The sequence below is a fragment of the Schaalia sp. ZJ405 genome, assembly GCF_011038885.2.
In the GTDB taxonomy this organism is placed as follows: Bacteria; Actinomycetota; Actinomycetes; order Actinomycetales; family Actinomycetaceae; genus Pauljensenia.
In genome coordinates this window covers 1,266,997-1,288,899 of record NZ_CP064952.1, presented here as the reverse complement: position 1 = coordinate 1,288,899, position 21,903 = coordinate 1,266,997, and the positions used below count along the sequence as shown (strand labels likewise).

The 21,903-nt window shown below is 59.3% G+C and carries 18 protein-coding genes; 16 read left to right on the top strand and 2 right to left on the bottom strand.

The features are described from left to right. Nucleotides 1-257 precede the first annotated feature (257 nt). Complete coding sequence (locus tag G7Y41_RS05275) at nt 258-2,798, bottom strand: FG-GAP repeat domain-containing protein (protein ID WP_165315396.1); 2,541 nt, start codon at nt 2,796-2,798, stop codon at nt 258-260. Between the two features lie 79 nt (nt 2,799-2,877). Beyond that, nucleotides 2,878-3,099 carry a hypothetical protein gene (locus tag G7Y41_RS05270; RefSeq protein ID WP_165214894.1) on the bottom strand — a complete coding sequence of 74 codons (222 nt, stop codon included), beginning with the start codon at nt 3,097-3,099 and terminating at the stop codon, nt 2,878-2,880. Nucleotides 3,100-3,136: 37 nt separating this feature from the next. Between G7Y41_RS05270 and G7Y41_RS05265 the strand changes: the two genes are divergently transcribed. From G7Y41_RS05265 to G7Y41_RS05190, 16 genes are all read left to right on the top strand, one after another. Further along, the gene (locus G7Y41_RS05265; protein WP_165315395.1) at nt 3,137-3,625 is read left to right on the top strand and encodes a SixA phosphatase family protein; all 489 of its coding nucleotides are present in this window, start codon (nt 3,137-3,139) and stop codon (nt 3,623-3,625) included. Nucleotides 3,626-3,753: 128 nt separating this feature from the next. After that, nucleotides 3,754-4,515, top strand: coding sequence for a YebC/PmpR family DNA-binding transcriptional regulator (locus G7Y41_RS05260; protein ID WP_165214891.1), 762 nt, complete (start codon nt 3,754-3,756; stop codon nt 4,513-4,515). Nucleotides 4,516-4,517: 2 nt separating this feature from the next. Beyond that, entirely contained in the window at nt 4,518-5,420 is a 903-nt protein-coding gene (gene pdxS, locus G7Y41_RS05255; RefSeq protein ID WP_165214888.1) for a pyridoxal 5'-phosphate synthase lyase subunit PdxS, read from the top strand. After that, nucleotides 5,414-6,064, top strand: a complete 651-nt coding sequence (gene pdxT / locus G7Y41_RS05250; RefSeq protein WP_165315394.1) for a pyridoxal 5'-phosphate synthase glutaminase subunit PdxT — start codon at nt 5,414-5,416, stop codon at nt 6,062-6,064. The genes pdxS and pdxT overlap by 7 nt, the downstream gene beginning before the upstream one ends. 15 nt (nt 6,065-6,079) lie before the next feature. Continuing rightward, complete coding sequence (gene ruvC / locus G7Y41_RS05245; protein WP_165315393.1) at nt 6,080-6,706, top strand: crossover junction endodeoxyribonuclease RuvC; 627 nt, start codon at nt 6,080-6,082, stop codon at nt 6,704-6,706. Nucleotides 6,707-6,768: 62 nt separating this feature from the next. Next, nucleotides 6,769-7,365, top strand: coding sequence for a Holliday junction branch migration protein RuvA (gene ruvA, locus G7Y41_RS05240; RefSeq protein WP_165214879.1), 597 nt, complete (start codon nt 6,769-6,771; stop codon nt 7,363-7,365). A 1-nt stretch (nt 7,366) separates the two neighbouring features. Next, nucleotides 7,367-8,413, top strand: coding sequence for a Holliday junction branch migration DNA helicase RuvB (gene ruvB / locus G7Y41_RS05235; RefSeq protein ID WP_165217592.1), 1,047 nt, complete (start codon nt 7,367-7,369; stop codon nt 8,411-8,413). 311 nt (nt 8,414-8,724) lie between these two features. Further along, entirely contained in the window at nt 8,725-9,105 is a 381-nt protein-coding gene (locus G7Y41_RS05230; protein ID WP_165214876.1) for a preprotein translocase subunit YajC, read from the top strand. 33 nt (nt 9,106-9,138) lie between these two features. Next, on the top strand, nt 9,139-11,136 hold the full coding sequence (gene secD / locus G7Y41_RS05225; protein ID WP_165315392.1) for a protein translocase subunit SecD: 1,998 nt from the start codon (nt 9,139-9,141) through the stop codon (nt 11,134-11,136). Continuing rightward, nucleotides 11,133-12,221, top strand: coding sequence for a protein translocase subunit SecF (gene secF / locus G7Y41_RS05220; protein ID WP_165315391.1), 1,089 nt, complete (start codon nt 11,133-11,135; stop codon nt 12,219-12,221). The genes secD and secF overlap by 4 nt, the downstream gene beginning before the upstream one ends. Continuing rightward, nucleotides 12,218-12,757 carry an adenine phosphoribosyltransferase gene (locus G7Y41_RS05215; protein ID WP_165315390.1) on the top strand — a complete coding sequence of 180 codons (540 nt, stop codon included), beginning with the start codon at nt 12,218-12,220 and terminating at the stop codon, nt 12,755-12,757. Before secF ends, G7Y41_RS05215 begins: the two co-directional genes overlap by 4 nt. 52 nt (nt 12,758-12,809) lie before the next feature. Then, nucleotides 12,810-15,146, top strand: coding sequence for a RelA/SpoT family protein (locus G7Y41_RS05210; RefSeq protein WP_196819460.1), 2,337 nt, complete (start codon nt 12,810-12,812; stop codon nt 15,144-15,146). A gap of 147 nt (nt 15,147-15,293) precedes the next feature. Then, entirely contained in the window at nt 15,294-16,676 is a 1,383-nt protein-coding gene (locus G7Y41_RS05205; RefSeq protein WP_165315389.1) for a DUF349 domain-containing protein, read from the top strand. 3 nt (nt 16,677-16,679) lie between these two features. Next, nucleotides 16,680-17,453 (top strand): MBL fold metallo-hydrolase, encoded by a 774-nt coding sequence (locus G7Y41_RS05200; RefSeq protein ID WP_165315388.1) that lies wholly within the window; start codon nt 16,680-16,682, stop codon nt 17,451-17,453. 206 nt (nt 17,454-17,659) lie between these two features. Further along, complete coding sequence (hisS, locus tag G7Y41_RS05195; protein ID WP_165214857.1) at nt 17,660-19,006, top strand: histidine--tRNA ligase; 1,347 nt, start codon at nt 17,660-17,662, stop codon at nt 19,004-19,006. 637 nt (nt 19,007-19,643) lie between these two features. Next, complete coding sequence (locus tag G7Y41_RS05190; protein WP_442984266.1) at nt 19,644-21,800, top strand: DEAD/DEAH box helicase; 2,157 nt, start codon at nt 19,644-19,646, stop codon at nt 21,798-21,800. Nucleotides 21,801-21,903 lie beyond the last annotated feature (103 nt).

Genomic DNA, 21,903 nt, shown 5'->3' with positions numbered 1-21,903 from the left:
TCGACCTGTAGGAGAAAGAACTCATCGATGAGTGACATCGGTTGAGGCGAGACTCTCCTGCCGTGGCAGCAGGACACCGCATCGTCAACGTGTATGTGCCTGCGAGGATTGCGACTTTTGCCACGGCCAGCGAACTTGTTAGATCCGGTGATCAACGAACCGTGATGATCCGCGCGGTTCTTTTCACTACATCATCTTTCGTTTCAGTGGTGCAATAGGAGATGACCCGGGGAAGGAACCCCGGGTCACCCGTTGTGTCAGACTCCCGTCGACCCGAACCAGTCGATGTAGTTGCGCCAGAAGTTACGGTTCCCGTATGACGAACACGAGTTTCCTGTTCCTGTGATGTTCGCAAGGGCTGCGGCGTTGGGAACGTAGGGAGTGTAGTTGTACAGGGCAGCGGTCGCACGATTCGCGATGGTCACCTGCGTTGTGCCGCACGCGGCATTCGTTGTGTACGCAATCGAATACGTTCCCCCGGCCCTGAAACGGAATGCCTCGGGACGGGCACCGTACTCAACGTAGCGTGATGCCGCGTAGTACACCTGGGAGGCAAGCCCCGCGTACGTCGGATCGCAGGGGGCGCCGTCTGGGCAACGGAATCCCGTGGCCTTCGTGTAGCGCGTCATGTTGAGCGAGGGGCCCGACGCGGTGACCAGTCCCTGTTCCTTTTGCAGAAGAACGATGAGAACCTTCGGATTGATCGAGCACGCGGTTGCTGACTTAGAAATGATCGTCGCTGCGTCCTCGTTCGTTCCCGGGGTGTAGGGAGCGCAATAGGCGGTGTCCATCTGCGTCGTTGTGGTCCGGTAGTCCTTGAGGCATGCGGCCCCATCCGCACCCGGCCGACAATTCGGATTCTTCGATGCGAGGAAATCGCGGATCTCCTGGACGCTCATTGTTCCCGGCGTGAAGAACTCCGCGTCGGAAATGATATTTCCGGCCGCGAATGTATGTCCCTTGTACTGGGTTGAGGGAGCATTCGGAGTTGACGGAGTGCTTGGAGCTGCCGGATTCGTTGGTGTGCTTGGCTGGTTCGGTGCCGCAAGAGCAGGAGGTGTTGGCACGAAACCGCGAGGAGTTGCGTTGGATCGGAAATCGTAGGCGTACAAACGTCCGCTGCCATCGATTGCGTAGATTCTGTTCGACGTTGCGGTGACATCTGCTGAGATGATGGAGCGCATTCCGTTCCATCCCTGCCCAATGCGTGCCAGGGTGTCGAACTCACCGGACGGAGATTGGAATAAGACGTTTAGGCTGCCGTCTGATCCGCGCAGCAGCAGGTCGGATCGGCCATCTTTATTCCAGTCGTCGCTGCGCAGTGCAGTACCGATCCGAGAATCTGAGGATGAGAGTTCCACTGTGCCAGTGAACCCACTGCGTCCGTTCATCTGGTAGAGGAAAGTTCTTCCATTGGTTCGTGTGAAGAGCACGGCGGGTTTTCCATTGGGGCCGTTACGCAGGAGCAGAATGGACTGAGCCTGTGTCCATCCGTGTCCGATCTGGATGCGAGCGCCGAAACGTCCATCACCCCTGCCCGTGTACACCACGAGTTCCCCGTTGGGGGTACAGGCAATAACATCCGGTGTTCCATCGCCGGTAACGTCAACTCCGCCTTGAACGAATGACAGTCCGGACCATCCAACCCCGATGAGTGTTCTTCCGCTGAATCCACCAGTGGCAGTGCCGTAGTAGGCGTAGAACTCTCCGTTGGACATGATGAGTCCGAGGTCGTCGAAGCCATCGCGGTTGAAGTCACCCATGTGAACGGCACCGGAGGCGGGCCATCCAACTCCGCGCTGCGCCGAAGAAACGGAGGCAACGGTCGAAGCAACGGGGGTGGCCGTGCGGGGGCCAGCCGGTGCCTCGGGAACTGGAGGAGGCGTTGGAGCTGGCTTTTCTGCGCGAAGAGACACGGTGACAGCGTGGAGGGTACCCGCCGAGGTCACCACGGTGAGGGTTGCCCCAGCGGAGGTGCCTTGAACATCAACGAGCCGGGCGTTGCTCAGCGGAAGTGTCGCTGTGGAGTCCACGCTCCACTGCCGGTCATTGACCATCAGGGCTGAGAGCTTGCTTCCCGTGGCAGCCAGGACAGACAGCGTGGAGCCTTTCGCATTCCCCGGCCAGGAGATCGCATTGGCCGTCGACACGGGTGGTTTCACAGTGACTGGATCCAGCCAGCTTCCCTTACCGTTGGAGACATACTGCCGCGTCACCCCTGCTGACGTGGTCGCGAGGATGCGTGTGCGCTGTCCGACGCTGGCTGATACAAGGGTGACAGAGGAGAACCCTTTCCATCCCTGGCCGATCTGGACGCGTCCTTGAAAAGCTCCGCGTCCGTTGCCCAGGTAGGCAAAGAGCCGGCCAGCGGAGTCGAAGGCGATGATGTCGGGAGCTGAGTCGGAGTTCCAATCGGAGGTGCCCAGGACCGTGTACGGTGACCATCCCTGGCCGATTGTCCGCGGCGTCGCGAATCGCGTTGTTGATGTTCGGGCGTACATCCGCAGCTGTCCGTTGGGCACGATGAGACCCAGGTCGGGGCGGCCATCCCCGTTGAAATCACCCAGAGAGAACGTAGTCTGGGGTTTCCATCCCTGGCCGATCTGCGTCGCCGGTGACACGGTCAGTCCCTGTGCAGTTGCCCTGGGTGTCGCGGAAATGAACGAGGACGAGCTTGCGGCTGCGAGATCAGTGCCGGATGTGTGTGCCGGGGAGGCGGAGGCCGGAATATATGCACCCGTGCAGGCAATGATGGCCGCGAAAACCGCTGCGCTGACGCAGCGTATGGCGGATCTCAAACGGGTACTGCCTGTGTGGTCACAATGGTGCATAGAACAACCTTGGTCAGTCGTGATCAATAGAAGGGTTACCCAGAGTCTAACTCAAGGGTTTCGGTGTCGTATAGGGCCGAATCTCGTAGGGGAAAGCCCGATAGGTCAGGTAATTCATGAAGGACTCTTCGTGGTCGTCGCACGAAAACCATTCCTTCGTTCTTTTGCGCGGATTTGCGGGGTTGTGCCACGCGATGACGATCGTTGCTGGATTCTCGCATCCGCGAGAGGCACAGACGCCCTCGTCGGGCCCGTGAGCTAAAGACATCTCGACCTTCTTTCCGGTGACACTGTACCCTCGCACTATGACTACGACGATGCGCCGCCTCATCCTCGTCCGACACGCTCAGGCCGCTCACGGTGCTGTTGACCGTGAGCGTCCCTTAAGTTCTCGGGGTCGGGTTCAGGCCAATCGCCTGGGAGCTGAGCTTGGGAAAGTTTTTCCGCGTATTGACGAGGCAGTTTATTCATCTGCTCGGCGTGCCCAAGAGACATTCGATGAGATGGCGTCTCACCTCACCGTTGGTCATTCGCGATCCGATAGCGGTTTGTACTTAGCGGATGTTCCCTATGTTCTCACGTGCGCTCGGGAGTTCTCGGGCCAGAGCACAATGATCGTGGGGCATGAACCAACGATCGGACTTGCCGGAGTTGGACTGGTTGCCCCGGCCCAGCGTTCCCACCTCACCTGGGGTGTGGCAACGGCGACGGCGCTGTGCCTGACTTTCGAGGGAGAGTGGGCTGACCTGGGAGATCGGCCCTGCGACCTCGAAGTCTTCCACGTTGACCCGTAAATGTCGCAACACGTGGCAACGCACACATTTTCTGTCACTGTGTCCCACTGGGCATCCGTAACATCGGGGATTTGGTCTGTCGGCGCTAAACTGGCGTGGAATGCAATCAACCCCCTAAGGGAGAACTGATGTCGGGACACTCTAAGTGGGCGACCACGAAGCACAAGAAAGCTGCTATCGACGCCAAACGCGGCAAACTCTTTGCGCGCCTCATCAAGAACATTGAGGTTGCGGCGCGTACCGGCGGTGGAGACCCCGCTGGTAACCCGACCCTGTACGACGCGATCCAGAAGGCAAAGAAGAACTCGGTTCCTGCGGACAACATCGATCGTGCGGTCAAGCGAGGCTCCGGTGCTGAAGCAGGTGGAGCGTCCTATGAGACGATCATGTACGAAGGCTACGGCCCCAACGGCGTTGCCTTCCTCGTTGAATGTTTGACAGATAACCGCAATCGCGCAGCCTCTGACGTTCGCTTGGGCTTTACCCGTTCCGGAGGCTCACTGGCTGACCCGGGATCGGTGTCCTACCTTTTCTCGCGTCGCGGTGTCATCGAAGTCTCAGCAGCCGACGGTGTAGACGAAGACTCGATCATGGAGGCCGTCCTCGATGCCGGAGCTGAGGAAGTGACAGACACGGGTGAGGGATTCGTCATTGAGTCTGAACCCGCAGATGTTGTTGCTGTGCGCACCGCTTTGCAGGAAGCCGGTATCGACTACGACTCCGCCGAGGTCCAATTCGTTGCCTCGACCGAAGTTGAGCTTGACCTTGAGGGTGCACTGAAGGTGCGCAAACTCATCGATGCCCTTGAGGAATCAGACGACGTGCAAAATATCTACACGAACATGTCGCTTGGTGACGAGGTTCGTGCCCAGCTTGAGGAAGAGGAGTGACCATGACGGACTCAACGTCCACTCGCGAGGTTGGAACCCCGCAGGTTAAGCGCGGCATGGCGCAGATGCTCAAGGGCGGCGTCATCATGGATGTCGTCACGCCGGAGCAGGCGAAAATTGCTGAAGACGCGGGAGCTGTCGCGGTCATGGCGCTTGAGCGCGTTCCGGCGGATATCCGCGCTCAGGGCGGTGTCGCACGCATGTCCGACCCCGATCTCATCGACGGCATCATCAACGCCGTATCAATCCCCGTAATGGCGAAAGCTCGGATCGGGCATTTTGTTGAAGCCCAGGTCTTGCAGTCCCTGGGGGTCGACTACATTGACGAGTCCGAGGTTCTCACGCCAGCGGACTACGAGCACCACATCGACAAGTGGCAGTTCACCGTTCCTTTCGTGTGCGGGGCAACGAACCTCGGTGAGGCGCTGCGTCGCATTAACGAGGGCGCGGCGATGATCCGCTCCAAGGGTGAGGCAGGCACGGGTGACGTGTCGAACGCGACCACGCACATGCGTAAAATTCGTGACGAAATTCGCCACCTCACCTCGCTGCCCGAAGACGAACTCTACGTTGCTGCAAAGGAACTCCAGGCTCCCTACGAACTCGTTGCGGAAGTTGCTCGCGAAGGACGCCTCCCCGTTGTTCTCTTCACCGCAGGTGGAATCGCAACGCCGGCCGACGCTGCGATGATGATGCAGCTGGGTGCCGAGGGCGTGTTTGTTGGCTCTGGAATTTTCAAGTCGGGTGATCCGGCGAAGAGAGCAGCAGCCATCGTCAAGGCAACAACCTTCTACGACGATCCCTCCGTCATCGCAGAGGTCTCGCGTGGCCTCGGAGAGGCAATGGTCGGGATCAATGTTGACGACATTCCGGTTGATCACCGTTTGGCGGAACGCGGATGGTGACGATCGGCATCCTCGCCCTTCAGGGTGATGTTGCAGAGCACGTGCGGGCGCTGGAGGTTTCCGGCGCCCGCGCCGTTCCCGTGCGCCGCAGGAGCGAACTTGAGGCGGTTGATGGTTTGGTGATTCCCGGAGGGGAATCAACAACCATGTCGAAACTTCTTCTCGCTTTCGATCTTTTCGAGCCGGTGCGTTCACGCATCGACGCAGGTATGCCCGTGTGGGGCACCTGTGCGGGGATGATCATGCTTGCCTCCTCGGTTCTTGATGGCCGTGACGACCAGCGCTCTTTTGGTGCCATCGACATGGTTGTTCGACGCAATGCTTTTGGTCGCCAGGTTGACTCCTACGAGGAAGATCTGGAAATCACGGGGATCAAGGACCCCTACCATGCGGTGTTCATCCGAGCTCCCTGGGTGGAGTCAACGGGCCAAAGCGTCGAGGTCCTCGCTCGGGTCGGTAACGCCGCTGATGGGCCGATCGTCGCGGTTCGTTCCGGGCAGGCGATGGCCTGTTCCTTCCACCCGGAAATTGGTTCTGACACGCGAATGCATGAACTCTTTGTTGAGATGGTTCGAGCATCGCAGACACCAGACCACAACGCGCTCCCTCGTTCAGAATCGTCATCTGACGCGATGGGGGATTGAGGTGGCTCAGTCCTGATGCGGGTGATGGGGATCGACCCTGGAATTACGCGCTGCGGGCTAGGGGTTGTTGATGTTGACGAGTCGCGCAAGGCATCCCTCGTCTACGTCGGCGTTGCACGCTCAGATAAAGACCTGGCGACGCATTTTCGACTGACAACGATCGCAGACGCCATCGACGCGGTGATCGCACGCTACCGTCCGGAAGTTGTTGCCATTGAGCGAGTTTTCGCCCAAGACAACCTCCAATCCGTAACGACCACGATGCAGGTCATGGGAGCGGCGATGACCTGTGTGGGTCGAGCGGGGCTCCCGATGGCGGTGCACACCCCATCGGAGGTGAAATCGGCGGTGTCTGGTAACGGCAACGCCGACAAAGCACAGGTGCAGGCAATGGTCGCGCGGATTCTCGGACTTGCGAAAGCACCAAAACCCGCCGACGCTGCCGATTCTCTGGCGATCGCGATTTGTCACGCGTGGCGTGGTACGGGGCTTCTGGGGGACACCGACGACTCATCAGTCTCCGTGTCGCTGTCTGGGCGTCTGACCTCGCGTGGTCAACTCACGCCGGCGCAAAGAGCGTGGGCTGAAGCCGCCGCCGCGCAACGACGCACAGGTGCGGTCGATCCTCGCTATCGGCGCTAAGATCGTACGTATGTTCGTATCGGCCCCAGCGCCGAACACCACGGGAATCCACAGGAGGATCGTTGATCTCACTGCTTCGCGGAACCGTTGCCGACATCGGACTCGGCGAGGTCGTCATCATGGCTGGCGGCCTCGGATTTACGGTCAACGTCACGCCGGCATTCGCTCAGGAACTTCCCCGCGGGGAAGAAACAACGATCCACACGGTGCTCGTTGTCCGCGAGGACTCTTTGACTCTGTATGGATTCCGTAGCGCCGACGAGCGCCGCGTCTTCGATACTCTGCTGACAGTGTCGGGAATTGGCCCGAAAATTGCGCTTGCAGCCCTTGCTGTGCTCAGCCCCGACGACCTGCGTCGAGCGGTGCGCGACCAGGATCTCGCGGCGCTGCAAAAAATCCCGGGAGTCGGCAAGAAATCCGCCCAGCGGATGGCTCTTGAAATCGGTGACAAACTGGGAACCCCCGCGGCGCTTCCAGGAATACCGAGTCAGCAGTCTCCCAGCAGTGCCATTGATCAAGAAGTCAAGGCTGCGCTGGTTGGCTTGGGATGGAGTGAGGCTGTTGCGGCCCGGGCGCTCGAACCGCTCAGCGGCCAGGGACTAGGGGCTGCGGACCTTCTCAAAGCGGCGCTCGTCGCCCTAGGAGGCCACCGTGGCTAACATCCATGATGCCCAGGACACCGACCAGGTGGAGTCACTGCGGATCGTTGCCCCTGACGCCGGCGAGTTGGAACGTGCCGCTGAGGCGGCGCTGCGTCCGAAGAGACTCAGCGAATTTGTTGGCCAGCACGTCGTGCGTGATCAGCTTCAGCTCGTCCTCGACGCTGCCCGAGGACGGGGAGTCCCACCGGATCATGTTCTCCTTGCGGGGCCTCCTGGACTGGGGAAAACCACGCTCGCAATGATCATTGCGGCGGAGATGGGGACGTCGCTGAGATTAACTTCGGGACCTGCGATCCAACATGCGGGTGATCTGGCGGCAATCCTCTCTGGCTTGCAAGAAGGTGACATCCTCTTTATCGACGAAATCCATCGTCTCGCACGCACAGCCGAGGAAATGCTGTATCTGGCGATGGAGGATTTCCGTGTCGATGTTGTTGTGGGGAAGGGCCCCGGTGCCACGTCGATTCCCCTGACGCTTCCTCCGTTCACGGTGGTTGGTGCCACGACGCGTTCAGGTTTACTTCCCGCGCCGCTGCGGGATCGTTTCGGCTTCACCGCGCACCTGGAGTTTTACGAGGTCGATGAGCTTGAGTCCGTTGTCACGCGTTCGGCGAATCTCCTCGGGGCTCCTCTCGATGGGCGCGCAGCGCATGAAATTGCCTCTCGGTCCCGCGGAACGCCGCGAATCGCCAATCGGCTTCTGCGGCGTGTTGTTGATTACGCGCAGGTCCGTGGAACCGGGGACCTCACGCTTGAGGCTGCTCAGGGGGCTCTGACGCTCTTTGAGGTGGATCAGTCTGGCCTTGACCGTCTTGACAGGGCAGTGCTCGATGCGATCTGTCGACGATTCGGCGGGGGACCGGTGGGTCTGACAACGCTTGCGGTGACGGTTGGCGAGGAAGCGGAAACTGTGGAAACGGTTGCCGAACCGTATCTTGTTCGCCAGGGTTTTCTTGTCAGGACCAACCGGGGGCGTGCCGCCACGTCGAAGGCCTGGGAACATCTGGGTCTGAATCCACCGGCTGAGGCAACGCTCTTTTCCTGAGGAATGTCTTCCACGGGTACTCCCAAATAACTGCTGCGCTGAGGGGATGTCTCTGCCCCTAGTCACGCAGAGATGTCGAGGCGCCGATGACTGCGCCGGTGTGGGAAGGTGCGGGCTCGTCCTCGTCAATTTCGCGCTGAAGGGAGAAACCGGGTGCGGGTGAGGGCGAAAATGTGGGGCGCGTCTATGGATGGTCGTCGACTCAACGATCGTTTGGGCACTAGAATGTGGCGGGCGTGCATTGTGCGCGCTGTACCAGTCGGTCAACGAAAGAGGCTCCCGTGCCCGCTGCACTTGGCAATAATGCATTCATGATCATCATGATCGTCGTCCTCGCCGGCATGATGTGGTTCATGAACCGTTCCCGGAAGAAGGCTCTCCAACAGCAGGAAGAGCGCGAGAAGGAAATGGCTGCCAACCTTGCACCCGGTGTATGGGTTCACACGGCTGTCGGATTCTGGGGTCAGTTCGTCGACATGGATGGCGACATCATGGTCCTGGCGACCACCGATGGCACCGAAACCCTGTGGGATCGCCGCATGATCCGCGAAGTAGGAGAACAGCCTCCTTTCGCTGATCAACTGACGATCGACGAAACGGAAGAAGAAGTTGAAGAGGACGCTCCCGTGCTCGGCTTAGACTCGGATGCCTCGGAGACCGACACAGCTTCAACTGACGAAGAAACGAAGTGATCCGGTAATAGCCGGACAATAGGAAGACTCAACGTGGCTACGAAAAAGCGCCGACCCGTGCGCTCTTTGGTTGTCCTGGTGATCACGATTCTCGCGGCGAGCGCCGCTTTGGTCATCGGGCACATCGCGAAGGGTGCGTCGCTGGTCCCCTCACTCGCTTTGGACCTTCAAGGCGGAACTCAGCTCATTCTGACCCCGACGGCGACCGATAACGATACCCGCGCCATCACCGAGGACGACATCAACGAGGCGATCAATATCATTCGCCAACGAATCGATGCCTCCGGCGTTTCCGAATCGGAGATCGCGGCGATGGGGAGCTCGAATATCGTCGTGTCGATCCCGGGAACTCCCACGCAGGAAACTCTCGACCTTATTCGCTCCTCCTCCCAGATGAATTTCCGTCCCGTTCTTCAGGTGGCTCCTGCCGCGTTGTCGCAGGCACCGAAGTCCGAGGAAGGGCCGCAGTCGGGACAGGCAGCTCAGTCGGGTGCAACGGCTCGTGGAGATCAGGCACAGTCCGCGCGGGACGCCCAGTCAGGGGCGCAGTCGGGTGCGAAGGAAGAGGCGAAGCCTTCACAGCCGGTGTCCACAGCTCTTGACGCTGACAAAGCGAAAGAACTGGCCGATCAAAACCGTGATGGAAAGCTCTCCGATGAGCCGATGACGAAGCCGGAAAACGCCTCGTCTCTTGCGTGGATCACCGAGCAGGTGCTCTATGACTTCTACACGCTCAACTGCCAGGAGCAGTCGAAGAAAGCCCACCCTGAGGGGCCGGCGGATAAGCCTTTCGCTGCGTGCAACGATTCGGGCACCCTCAAGTACATCCTCGGCCCTGTCACTGTGCCCGGGTCGGATCTGTCCTCGGCTAATGCCGGTCAGGTCCATAACTCCACAGGCCAGACAACCGGTGAGTGGGGTGTGGATCTCCAGTTCAACGAGGCGGGAACCAAGGCATTCGCTGAGTCGTCGAAAATTCTCTATTCGTTCCAGAAAGAAGACAAAGAGGGGCGTTCATTCTTCGGATATCCTGATCGGAACCAATTTGCCGTGGTTCTTGATGGGAAGATCATCACTGCGCCGCGCATGAATGCGATTATTTCGACGGGTCAGGCGCAGATCAGCGGTAACTTCACGGCGAAGAGTGCAACTGCGCTGGCGAATCAGCTGAACTTTGGTTCGCTCCCACTGAACTTCGAGGTTGAGTCCGAGCAGCGGATTTCAGCGACTCTTGGCTCCGACCATCTCCAAAAGGGTCTGTGGTCGGGGCTCGTTGGCCTCCTCCTCGTTGTGCTCTACTTGGTGTGGCAGTATCGCGGGCTGTCGATTGTCGCTGCTGGTTCTCTGGTTGTTGCCACGGTGATGACCTATCTGACGATTGCGATCCTTTCGTGGACGATGGGGTATCGCTTGTCCTTGGCAGGTGTTGCCGGTTTGATCGTTGCGATTGGCGTGACAACGGACTCGTTCATCGTCTACTTCGAGCGTATTCGTGACGAGGTGCGCGATGGTCGACCACTGGCTGCGGCCGTTGAGGAAGGCTGGGATCGTGCCAAGAGAACGATCACGGTGTCCGACGGTGTCAACCTTGTTGCAGCGGTTGTTCTCTACCTCCTCGCCGTGGGTGGCGTTCAGGGCTTCGCTTTCACGCTCGGCGTGACGACGATTGTTGACCTCGCGGTGATCTTCCTCTTCACGCACCCGATGATGGAGCTTCTTGTTCGCACGAAGTTCTTCGGCCAGGGGCATCGATTCTCCGGGCTTGATCCTGAGCACCTGGGAGCTAAGTCGGCGCTGGTGTACGCGGGTCGAGGCCGAGTTGTTCGTCGCGGTTCCACGGGTTCTTCTACGCGTTCTGCTGCGGATTCAGGCAACGAGGACGAGGCCGGCCAGACGCTGTCAATTGCTGAGAAGCGTCGTCTTGAACGACTTGAGGCCGAGCGACAGAAGGCATCGGACACCGCCGATTCTGGTGAGGGTGATGCAGATGTGGACACCGCGCGCACCGAAAAGGAGGGTGACGAACAATGATGAGCTTTGCTCAGTGGGGTAACGCCCTCTACGCAGGGGATAAGTCCTACAAGATCGTGCCCCGACGAAAACTCTTCGTCGGCGTTGCGGCAGCGCTTGTTGCTGTCTCGCTCGTGTTGCTCGCGGTTTTCGGGCTGAATCGGTCTATCGAATTCACGGGTGGTTCCCAGTTTGATGTCGCTCATGTTGCTGAGCAGACCGAAAGTGTTGCCTCGACGGCTGTGGCTTCAACCGGACTTGCTTCCGATGTCAAGGTGACGAAGGTCGGTTCAGATGGCATTCGCGTCCAGACCGCGTCGCTGAACTCAAAGGACACGGCGACCGTGCGTCAGGCCTTGGCGGAGGCATACTCCGTTGACGACACCGATGTTCAGTCATCGTCAATTGGCCCGTCGTGGGGGTCGAGCGTCACGCAGAAGGCCGTGCAGTCGCTGGTGATCTTCCTTGCGCTTGTTGCCTTGCTGATGACGGTGTATTTCCGTTCGTGGACGATGGCGGCTTCGGCTCTGCTTGCGTTGGTTCACGACATGGCGGTGACCTTGGCTGTCTTCGTCATCACCCAGGTCGAGGTTTCACCCGCGACGATCATCGGGTTCCTGACGATTCTTGGATATTCGCTCTATGACACCGTTGTTGTCTTCGACAAGGTGCGTGAACTCACGAGCGATCTGACCGAGCAGAAACGCTACACCTTCGCCGAGTACGTCAACCTTGCGGTCAATCAGACGATGGTGCGTTCGATTAACACCTCTGTGGTGGCAATTCTTCCCGTCGCGGCGATTCTTGTCATCGCCTGGCTCCTGCTGGGAACAGGGACGTTGACGGATATTTCGCTCGCTCTCTTCGTCGGCATGGTTGCGGGCACGTACTCGTCGATCTTCATTGCCTCTCCGCTCCTCGTGATGTTTGAGGCACGGAAGAAACGCGTGAAGGAACACAACGTGATTGTTGCCTCCTCTCGCGGTGTCCAGAGCAAGGGAGACGAGGCCGAGGCGGAATCAACACCTGTACGGGTCGCACCGGTTCGCCCAGGGAAGAGACTGTCGAATGCTCACCAGCCGAGTAGGAAAAAGAAGAGCCAATGAGCGGTGAATTGGGTCAGGAGATTGCGGATCTCCTCGATAAACATATTGGTCTCACTCCGGATTTCCCTGAACCCGGTGTGCTCTTTCGGGATATTTCGCCCCTGGTGGCGAACGGGCCGGTTTTCGCAAAGCTCGTGGGGCTTCTTGCTGAGCGCTACGAAGGACAGGTTGATGCGGTCGCCGGTCTTGAATCCCGGGGGTTCATCCTCGGCGCTCCCGTTGCCGCGGAACTCGGCGTTGGGATGATCACGGTCCGCAAGGCAGGGAAACTTCCCGGCGAAGTCTACGGAGTCGATTACGCGCTGGAATATGGCACAGCTCGTATTGAGATCCAGCCCTCGCTCGTGGCCAAGGGACAGCGCGTCCTCATTCTCGACGATGTTCTCGCAACGGGAGGTACAGCCTCGGCCGCCGTTGAGCTTCTGCGCCACTGCGGGGCAGAGGTCGCTGGTCTGACCGTTCTGTTGGAACTTGAGGAGTTCAATGGTCGCTTGCAGCTGCCCGGCATTCGTGTCGAATCGGCGTTGCTTGTGTGACCAGACGTGATCTTCGTTAACGTAGCGGCTGCGTGACAGTTATCATGTGAGAATGACTGACCAGAACGCAGCCGCTACGAATCGGCCCCCAGCCGCAGGTTCGTTCGTGCGCTCGGGGCTTTTATGGTTTGGCGCGAAGTCGCGTCAATCGATCCCCGAGATCGAACCCCTGATCCGCGCCCTTCGGGCCAATCATCCGCGTGCCGATATCACGGTGATTGAACGCGCTTATCGCACGGCGGAGCTTTACCACCGTGGACAGCAGCGAAAGTCCGGGGAACCCTACATCACTCACCCGGTTGCCGTGGCGACGATCCTGGCGGAAATGGGAATGACAACGCCGACCCTCGTGGCGGCGCTCCTCCACGATACGGTCGAGGACACTGACTACACGGTCGAAAAACTGACGGCTGAGTATGGAGAGTCAATTGCGGCCCTCGTTGACGGTGTCACCAAACTCGACAAAGTCCGCTATGGGGCCAGTGCGCAGTCGGAGACTCTGCGGAAAATGCTTGTTGCAATGAGTCGAGACATCCGCGTGCTCCTCATCAAACTTGCTGATCGTCTGCACAACGCACGGACCTGGCGTTTTGTTCCCGCCGAATCAGCGCGCAAGAAAGCGCAAGAAACCCTTGAAATCTATTCTCCTCTGGCTCATCGCCTCGGGATGAACATGATCAAGTGGGAACTTGAGGAGCTGTCTTTCAAGACTCTCTACCCCGAGATCTACACCGAGATCGATCACCTCGTTGCTGAGAGAGCACCCCAGCGCGAGGAATACCTCCACCAGGTTATTTCGCAGATCGAACAGGATCTACGCCACTCGGGAACCAAAGGAACAGTCACCGGTCGACCCAAGAACCACTACTCGATCTATCAGAAAATGATCGTGCGTGGAAAAGCCTTTGATGAGATTTTCGACCTCGTCGCCGTGCGCGTCCTCGTTGATAGCGTCAAGGATTGCTACGCCGTCCTCGGCGCCCTTCATGGTCGATGGAACCCCATCCCCGGGCGTTTCAAGGACTACATCGCGATGCCGAAGTTCAATCTCTATCAGTCGCTTCATACAACGGTGGTTGGCCCCGGTGGAAAGCCCGTTGAGATTCAGATCCGGACCTTTGAGATGCATGAGCGTGCAGAGCACGGGGTCGCGGCTCACTGGAAATACAAGCAAAACCCGAACGCAACCTCCGCTGACGGCGACGAGATGACGAAGGACGAGCAGGCGAACTGGCTGCGCACCCTCGTTGAGATGGAACGTGAGACAGGAGATCCCGAGGAGTTCCTCGATTCGCTGCGTTTTGAGATTGCCGGTGATGAGGTCTATGTCTTCACGCCTCGCGGTGAAATTGTCGTGCTGCCTGCGCGCGCAACGCCGGTGGATTTCGCCTACGCAGTCCACACAGAGGTCGGTCACCGCACCGTTGGTGCCAAGGTCAACGGGCGCCTTGTGTCCTTGGATACGCGCCTGGAATCGGGGGAGACTGTTGAGGTTGTGACCTCGAAGTCTGATAAGGCTGGGCCCTCGCGTGATTGGTTGTCTTTTGTTGCATCCCCGCGTGCGCGAACGAAAATTAAAGCGTGGTTCTCCAGGGAACGGCGTGAAGAGGCCGTTGAAGCTGGTAAGGAACAGATTGCTCGGGTGATGCGCAAGCAGAACCTCCCGCTGCAACGCCTGATGAGTCATGAGTCTGTTCTTTCTGTTGCGAACTCACTGGGGTATCTGGATGTCACCGGCCTGTACGCTGCCGTCGGTGAGTCGCAGATTTCGCCGCAGAATGTGGTGACGAAGCTCGTTGACATCCTCGGTGGGGGAGATGGAACCGAAGAGACGCTCTCTGAGGCAGTGATGCCGGGGGCCAGCCGTCCTCGTTCCCCGCACGTTGGTGATGTCGGCGTGACGGTTTCGGGAATGAATGACCACGACATTTGGGTGAAGCTCGCCAGGTGCTGCACCCCGGTGCCCGGTGACGACATTGTGGGATTTATCACTCGTGGACAGGGGGTGTCGATTCACCGGAAAACCTGTCAAAACGGCATCCGACTCTCCCAGCTTCAACCCGAACGCTTCGTTGATGTCATGTGGAGCTCGGACCGCAGGGGAGTGCCCTTCCGTGTGCAGATCGAAATCCGCGCCCTCGACCGGTCAGGACTTTTGTCCGATCTCACGCGGGTTCTTTCAGATTACCGGGTGAACATCCATGCGGCCTCGACTCAGGCAACATCCGACCAAGTTGCCATCGGTCGTTTCACTTTCGAGCTGGCTGACATCGCTCACCTCGATGCTGTTCTCGCAGCGTTGCGTCGCGTTGACGGTGTCTTCGAAGCTCTGAGAATCACGGGGGAGTCACGCAAAGAACTTGCTCATGGCGCGCACGACGTCCGATAGGCGTTCTCAATGTCTCAGACGGTGTTTCGGGAACGCTCGGAAAGCCGTAGTATAGGAGAGGTGTGCCACAAGACCGCACGCCGGCGCCATTCGGCGCTCAGCTTCACCGCGCCCGGGCCCAGGCCCCTCGTCCACTGAAGGAACATCGTGACAACGACTCCGATTCCCCAGCCCACCGGCTCTCAGACTGAAACTTCCGGCACGAACGCGACGGAACAGGCGCAGGCCTCTGCCTCGCAGTCCGTTCCGGCTCCTCAGTCTCTAGAAACTCCGGCAACGATTTCCTTCGCTGACGTCCCCTCGCATCCCTTTGGGCGCATTGGCGAGGACGGAACGGTGTACGTGACCGATGGGGACAGTGAGCGAGTCATCGGCGGCTACCCCGAGGGAATCCCCGCCGACCCCTACGCACTGTATGAGCGACGTTTCGCTGATCTTGAAGCCTCGATCAAGCTCTTCGAGGATCGCCTCGCGCAGCTGGGCCCCAAGGACATTGATTCCACTCTCAAGAGCCTGCGTGAACAGGTGAAGGAACCGAATGCAATCGGTGATCTTGCGGCGCTTCGCGCGCGCGTTGATGCCGTTGCTGAGCGTGCGCAAGAACGCAAAGAACAGGCTCGTGTTGAACGGCAAGAGGCGCGCGAGGCCGCACTGCGGGCTCGTACCGACGTCGTTGAACGCGCAGAAGCGATCGTTGCGCAAGATCCTGAGAAGACGCATTGGAAGCAGTCGGGTCAAAATCTTCGCGACCTCCTTGACGAATGGAAGGGCTTGCAACGCAAGGGTCCACGCTTGGACAAGGCCACAGAGGATGAACTGTGGAAGCGTTTCTCGGGGGCTCGCACTCAATTTGATCGCCGTCGCCGCCAGTTCTTCTCCGCCCTTGACCAGTCGCAAGCGGAGGCCAAGCGCATCAAGGAAGACCTCATCGCTCAGGCCGAGGCACTCCAGACGTCCACCGACTGGGCAGGAACCTCAACTGCTTACCGTGATCTCATGGCCAAGTGGAAGACTGCGCCGCGAGCCTCTCGAAAAGAAGACGATGCGCTGTGGGCACGTTTCCGTAGCGCTCAGCAGGTGTTCTTCGATGCCCGCCGCGCAAAGGATGAGGCAACCGATACCGAATACCGCGAGAATCTTGTTGCGAAGGAAGCCCTGCTTGACGAAGCAGAAAAGATTCTTCCGATCAACAACCTTGACCAGGCAAAGAAGGCGCTGCGCTCCATTCAGGATCGTTGGGACGAGATCGGCCGCGTCCCCTCTGCGGACCTCCACCGGATTGACGCGCGCCTGCGGGCTGTGGAATCTGCGGTACGTGAGGCCGAGGAAAAGGAATGGCGTCGTACCAACCCTGAGACTCGTGCGCGAGCAGAAGGAATGCTGGGACAGCTTGAAGATCAGGTTGCCTCACTTGAAGCCGACCTCGCTCGGGCTCAAGAAGAAGGCGACAGTGCGAAAGCCTCGAGCATTTCTGAAGCCCTGTCAACGAAGATGGCGTGGCTGAACCAGATCCGTTCGTCGATGGAGTAACGCGTGCGCATCCACGTGTTTTCTTCGCCGTTCTACGCGGCGAATGCTGCGGTCATTGTGCCCGAAGGTGAGTCTCGCGCTCTCGTTGTTGACCCATCGGCGGGTGTTCAGCACCTGATTGCGCGTGCTCTTGACGCTGAAAAAGTCAGTGTCGGGGCCGTCCTCGCTACCCACGGGCATCCCGACCACGTCTGGGATTGCGCGGAAGTTGCCTCCTGGTGGACGTATCCCGAAGGAGGGGTCGAGGCCGAGCTGACGAGCAACGAAACCAGCGGTGATCACCGGACTGAGGCCCCCGTCTACATTCCGGCACCGGATATGTATCGGATGGACAACCCCGTAGCCCACACCCAGGGCTTGCCACCCATTGAGCTCACGCCGTGGTGTCGGCCCACGGATGTGCGGCCATTCCCCGGCGGATCGGTCGATATATTGCCGGGTCTCTGGCTGAAGATGGTTCCTGCTCCGGGGCATACGGAAGGGTCAGCTCTGTTCATTGGACACTGCGATATCACCGTGTTTATTGACGGACAGGTGGCATTCCATTCGGATACTCCGGTGCCGTGGGCGTTGTCTGGCGATGTGATTTTCGCGGGATCCGTTGGGCGCACTGACTTGGCCGGCGGTGACGAAACCCAGATGCGACATTCACTGCGCACCGTGTCGAATGCCTTGGACCCTCTCACGGTGCTTCTTCCGGGGCACGGTCCGATGACCTCACTGGAACGTGAGATTTCCTCGAATCCCTACCTCATTCGGGCGCGGTCAATCGGCTAAGAAACAACGCGAGGCCTTGGCTCTCATAGGGAACAGCACGAAACCTCGGCTCGCAGCAGCCTGCTGTCGGTGTGAAGGACTCAACACCCAGGGATAGACCTCGACTCAGAACGATGGGCTCGGGGCATGGGGACTCAACATCCCAAGTCCCGGCCTCGTCCTCGTCAAATTCCCTATTGCTCGCCCGAGCGTGAAAGAATAGGCGCATGGCACGTACTTCTCTTTCTGGATTTCCCGAATGGCTCCCCGAAGGTCGGATCATCGAACAGGCCGTCCTCGACCACCTGCGTCGAGTATTTGAGCTCCACGGGTTCTGCGGGATCGAGACGCGCGCCGTTGAAACGCTCGAGCAGCTTGAAGCAAAGGGTGAGACGTCCAAGGAGGTGTACGTCCTTGACAGGCTTCAGGCCCTCAAAGAAGCACAGGAGGGGCGTCACTCATCGAAGGAACGGAAGATGGGGCTCCACTTTGACCTCACCGTGCCCTTTGCTCGCTATGTCATTGAGAACGCCAACGACTTGAATTTCCCGTTCAAGCGTTACCAGATTCAGAAGGTGTGGAGGGGGGAGCGTCCCCAAGAGGGGCGGTTCCGCGAATTCACTCAGGCAGACATCGACGTTGTGGGCAACGGCGAACTGCCTTTCCACTTCGAGGTTGAGCTTCCTCTCGTGATGGCTGAGGCCCTCAACTCCCTTCCTATTCCACCGGTTCACGTCTTCGTCAACAATCGCAAGGTCGTTCAGGGTGTCTGCGAGAGCATTGGAGTCACGGATGTCGAAGCGGCACTTCGCGGGCTAGATAAGCTCGACAAAATTGGTCCGGAAGGGGTCAGGCAGGAACTTGCGCAGTCGGGGATTTCCGGTGAGCAGGCCGATACTTTGCTCACGATGGCGCAGATCCGTTCGGGCGATCCCCATCAGGTGCGTTCGCGCGTGAGTGACCTCGGCGTGACGGGGGATCTACTTGACGAGGGGCTGGGGGAGTTGTGTGCTCTCCTTGAGCAGGCAAATGCTCAGATGCCAGGGGCTATTCTTGCAGACCTCAAAATTGCTCGTGGCCTGGATTATTACACGGGTTCGGTTTATGAATCCCTCGTTGAGGGACATGAGGAACTGGGGTCGATCTGCTCGGGTGGACGTTACGATTCACTGGCAAAGGACGGCAAACGCACCTACCCGGGTGTCGGTTTGTCAATCGGTGTGTCGCGCCTCGTTTCGCGGATGATTTCCGCGCCGATGGTGACGGCGTCAAGGAAAGTTCCCACGGCGGTCGTCGTTGCCGTCATTGACGAGGACGGGCGCGCACGTTCCAACGAGATTGCCGCGGCCCTGCGTCGTCGGGGCATCCCCACTGAGGTGGCACCGAAGGCTGCGAAATTCGGTAAACAGATTAAGTTCGCTGATCAACGCGGTATTCCTTTCGTGTGGTTCCCGGGTGTTGATGCGCAGTCGGACACGGTCAAAGACATTCGCTCCGGCGAACAGGTGGAGGCAGATGCCCATACGTGGGAGCCTCCGGCCGATGACCTGACTCCGCAGATCTCTCCTGCGTAAACGGACGACCTGTCGGACTCGCTCAGGCGGTGGACTTTTGACAAGATTCCCCCGCGTCAACGACCGCCCTCACTCACCGATCACCCTCCGTCACGTCTCCCCCGCGTCAACGGCCACAAGCCACGATCTGCGCGCGTGGGGCAGCGAGCACGAGGGCTCATGAGCACGGGTCCGGTGAGAGATGTCACCGGAGCAGATGAGCGCCTGGAAGTGGAGAACCGTTAGGGTTGGTAGTGCGATGAGGCGCAGCCCCCTGTGATGGTGCCCGGATTTGAGTCCGGTGAGTGTTGTTGTGGATGTGCGAGGCCGCGCCGAAGGTCCCCAAGTGACCCGGCCCGACCAGCGGGCTTCGATACCCAACGATTCTCAAGGATCAACTGTGTCTATGAATGACGAATTTGCTGCGTCCTCTCCCCAGGAGGAACTTTTCGAGCAGCTTCCAGGTGAAGACCCGGAAACTCAGGAGGACGAGGCCGACGTCTCCGACGGCCAGCAGGGAGATGACGACGACCTCGACGACGATGTCGCTGATGATGACGATGTCGACGATGATGCTGACGATGACGAGGATTCTGACGACTCGGTGACCTTTGCTGATCTTGGGCTTCCTAAGGATTTACTCGACGCGGTCACCGACATGGGATTCGTCACGCCCACGCCGATTCAGGCCGAGGCGATTCCCGCTCTCCTTGAGCTGCACGACGTCGTTGGTATCGCTCAGACTGGAACGGGTAAAACTGCGGCCTTTGGGCTTCCACTGCTTGCCATCGCCGATGCGGATGAAAAGGACGTTCAGGCGCTCGTCCTCGCCCCAACCCGTGAACTTGCCATGCAGTCAGCGCAGGCAATTGAGGATTTCGCTGCGCGGTCACGCGGGCTAGATGTCGTTCCCGTTTACGGCGGTTCTGCTTACGGACCGCAGATCGGGGCGCTGAAGAAGGGGGCGCAGATTGTTGTTGGAACCCCCGGTCGCGTCATTGATCTCATCGAAAAGGGCGCGCTTGACCTGTCGGCCGTTCGGATGCTTGTGCTTGACGAGGCCGACGAGATGCTCCGAATGGGTTTCGCTGAAGATGTTGAGACGATTGCGTCGTCGGTGCCTAAGGACCGTCTAACGGCTTTGTTCTCCGCAACGATGCCTGCGGCTATTGAAAGAGTTGCCGCAACTCACCTGACCGATCCCGTGAAGATCGCAGTCTCAGAAGAATCCTCAACCGTCGACACAATCCATCAGACCTACGCGGTTGTTCCGTACAAACACAAGATCGGAGCACTGTCACGCGTGCTAGCCACCCGCGCTCAGCACATTGCTGAGGGCGAGGACGACGCGGATGCAGCGATCGTTTTCGTGCGCACTCGAGCCGATGTTGAAGAGATTTCCTTGGAACTGGCGGCACGTGGCTTCCGCGCAGCCGGTATTTCAGGTGACGTTGCGCAAACGGAACGTGAACGCATGGTTGAACGCCTGAAGTCGGGTTCACTCGATGTCCTTGTGGCCACCGACGTCGCCGCGCGTGGCCTCGATGTTGAACGTATTTCTTTGGTGGTGAACTTTGACGTTCCGCGTGAGCCAGCGGCGTATGTTCACCGTATTGGACGCACCGGGCGTGCTGGACGCACGGGTCGTTCCCTGTCGTTCTTTACGCCGCGTGAACATTCCAGGCTGCGCCGCATCGAAAAACTCACGGGCACGCCGATGGAAGAAGTGGCGATTCCTTCGCCTGCTGCTGTTTCGGAGTTCCGTGCGAAACGTGCCCTTGAGGCTCTGCCCGCGCGGATTGAGCGTGGGCGGCTGGGCATGTATCGTCAACTCCTCGACGACTTTATTTCCCAGCGTCTGGTTACTGCGCCTTTGGGCGATGAATCGGGGCAGGAGGAGGCGCTCGTCCTCGTTGATAGCGACGAACGCGATGCCGGTGACGCAATGCTCGAAATATCTCAGGCATCAGCGGAAGTCACTCAGGGGCAGCGCCTGAGCGAACTCATGGATATTGCGGCGGCACTCATGGCACAGGCCGTTGGGGATGAAGGACCCGAGCCACGTGTTGAAAAGGACCGGCGAAGTAAGGGACGGATCCGGCGCGAGGAAGAACTCGATGACTCCGGTGAGTTCATTGGAGCGTCATTCGAAGGGGGTCGTGACAAGGACCGCCCGATCAAGGGAGGTCGCGAAGGTTCCCGACGACGCGGAGGTGGCCGTCATGTGGCGGGCAATGGGACGCGTTACCGCGTTGAGGTTGGTCGAAAGGACCGCGTGAAACCCGGGGCAATTGTTGGTGCTATTGCCGGTGAAGGGGGCGTTGATGGGAAAGATATCGGCAATATCGAGATTTTCCCGACGTTCTCGCTGGTGGAAATCACCGGAGATCTCACCGACGACCAGATGCGTCGTATCGGAAAGGGACAAGTTCAGGGTCGCGCACTCCGTATCCGCCCAGATGAGGGCCCGGGAGGGCGCCGCGCCGAACGTGAGCAGCGCTTCGATCGGTCCACAGAGTTTAAGCGTTCGGATGATCGCAGGGGGCGTGAGGATCGGTGGTCTGACCGCAGGTCGCGTGAGCGTGAGTATCAGGAGGAAGACCAGGGGCGTCGTCGTTCCGTACGAAGCGAACGCTGGGCTCGGGAAACTCAGAAGCGACGTGAGGAATACCAGGGGTCGGCGCACTCTCGTGGGGGCAAGGGTGAGTCGTTGCGTTTCGATCGGTCGCGCGGACGCCACAGTGGTGACCGAGGACGTGGTGAGCGCCCTTCAGGTGGGCGTTCCTTCGGTTCGCGCCGGTCTTTCGGTCGCTGATTTTCCTGATTAACGAGGACGAGTTCGGCTCACCTTCCAACGCCAGGTTGGGGTGGCCGGACTCGTTTCGTGTATCGGGCTTTGGCGGACGCGGCCGCTGCAC

Excerpts from the sequence above, each read along its gene's own strand:
- G7Y41_RS05270 (WP_165214894.1), bottom strand. The coding sequence starts at position 3,099 with ATGTCTTTAGCTCACGGGCCCGACGAGGGCGTCTGTGCCTCTCGCGGA.
- G7Y41_RS05265 (WP_165315395.1), top strand. The coding sequence starts at position 3,137 with ATGACTACGACGATGCGCCGCCTCATCCTCGTCCGACACGCTCAGGCC.
- G7Y41_RS05260 (WP_165214891.1), top strand. The coding sequence starts at position 3,754 with ATGTCGGGACACTCTAAGTGGGCGACCACGAAGCACAAGAAAGCTGCT.
- pdxS (WP_165214888.1), top strand. The coding sequence starts at position 4,518 with ATGACGGACTCAACGTCCACTCGCGAGGTTGGAACCCCGCAGGTTAAG.
- pdxT (WP_165315394.1), top strand. The coding sequence starts at position 5,414 with ATGGTGACGATCGGCATCCTCGCCCTTCAGGGTGATGTTGCAGAGCAC.
- ruvC (WP_165315393.1), top strand. The coding sequence starts at position 6,080 with ATGCGGGTGATGGGGATCGACCCTGGAATTACGCGCTGCGGGCTAGGG.
- G7Y41_RS05230 (WP_165214876.1), top strand. The coding sequence starts at position 8,725 with ATGATCATCATGATCGTCGTCCTCGCCGGCATGATGTGGTTCATGAAC.
- secF (WP_165315391.1), top strand. The coding sequence starts at position 11,133 with ATGATGAGCTTTGCTCAGTGGGGTAACGCCCTCTACGCAGGGGATAAG.
- G7Y41_RS05215 (WP_165315390.1), top strand. The coding sequence starts at position 12,218 with ATGAGCGGTGAATTGGGTCAGGAGATTGCGGATCTCCTCGATAAACAT.
- G7Y41_RS05210 (WP_196819460.1), top strand. The coding sequence starts at position 12,810 with ATGACTGACCAGAACGCAGCCGCTACGAATCGGCCCCCAGCCGCAGGT.
- hisS (WP_165214857.1), top strand. The coding sequence starts at position 17,660 with ATGGCACGTACTTCTCTTTCTGGATTTCCCGAATGGCTCCCCGAAGGT.
- G7Y41_RS05190 (WP_442984266.1), top strand. The coding sequence starts at position 19,644 with ATGGGATTCGTCACGCCCACGCCGATTCAGGCCGAGGCGATTCCCGCT.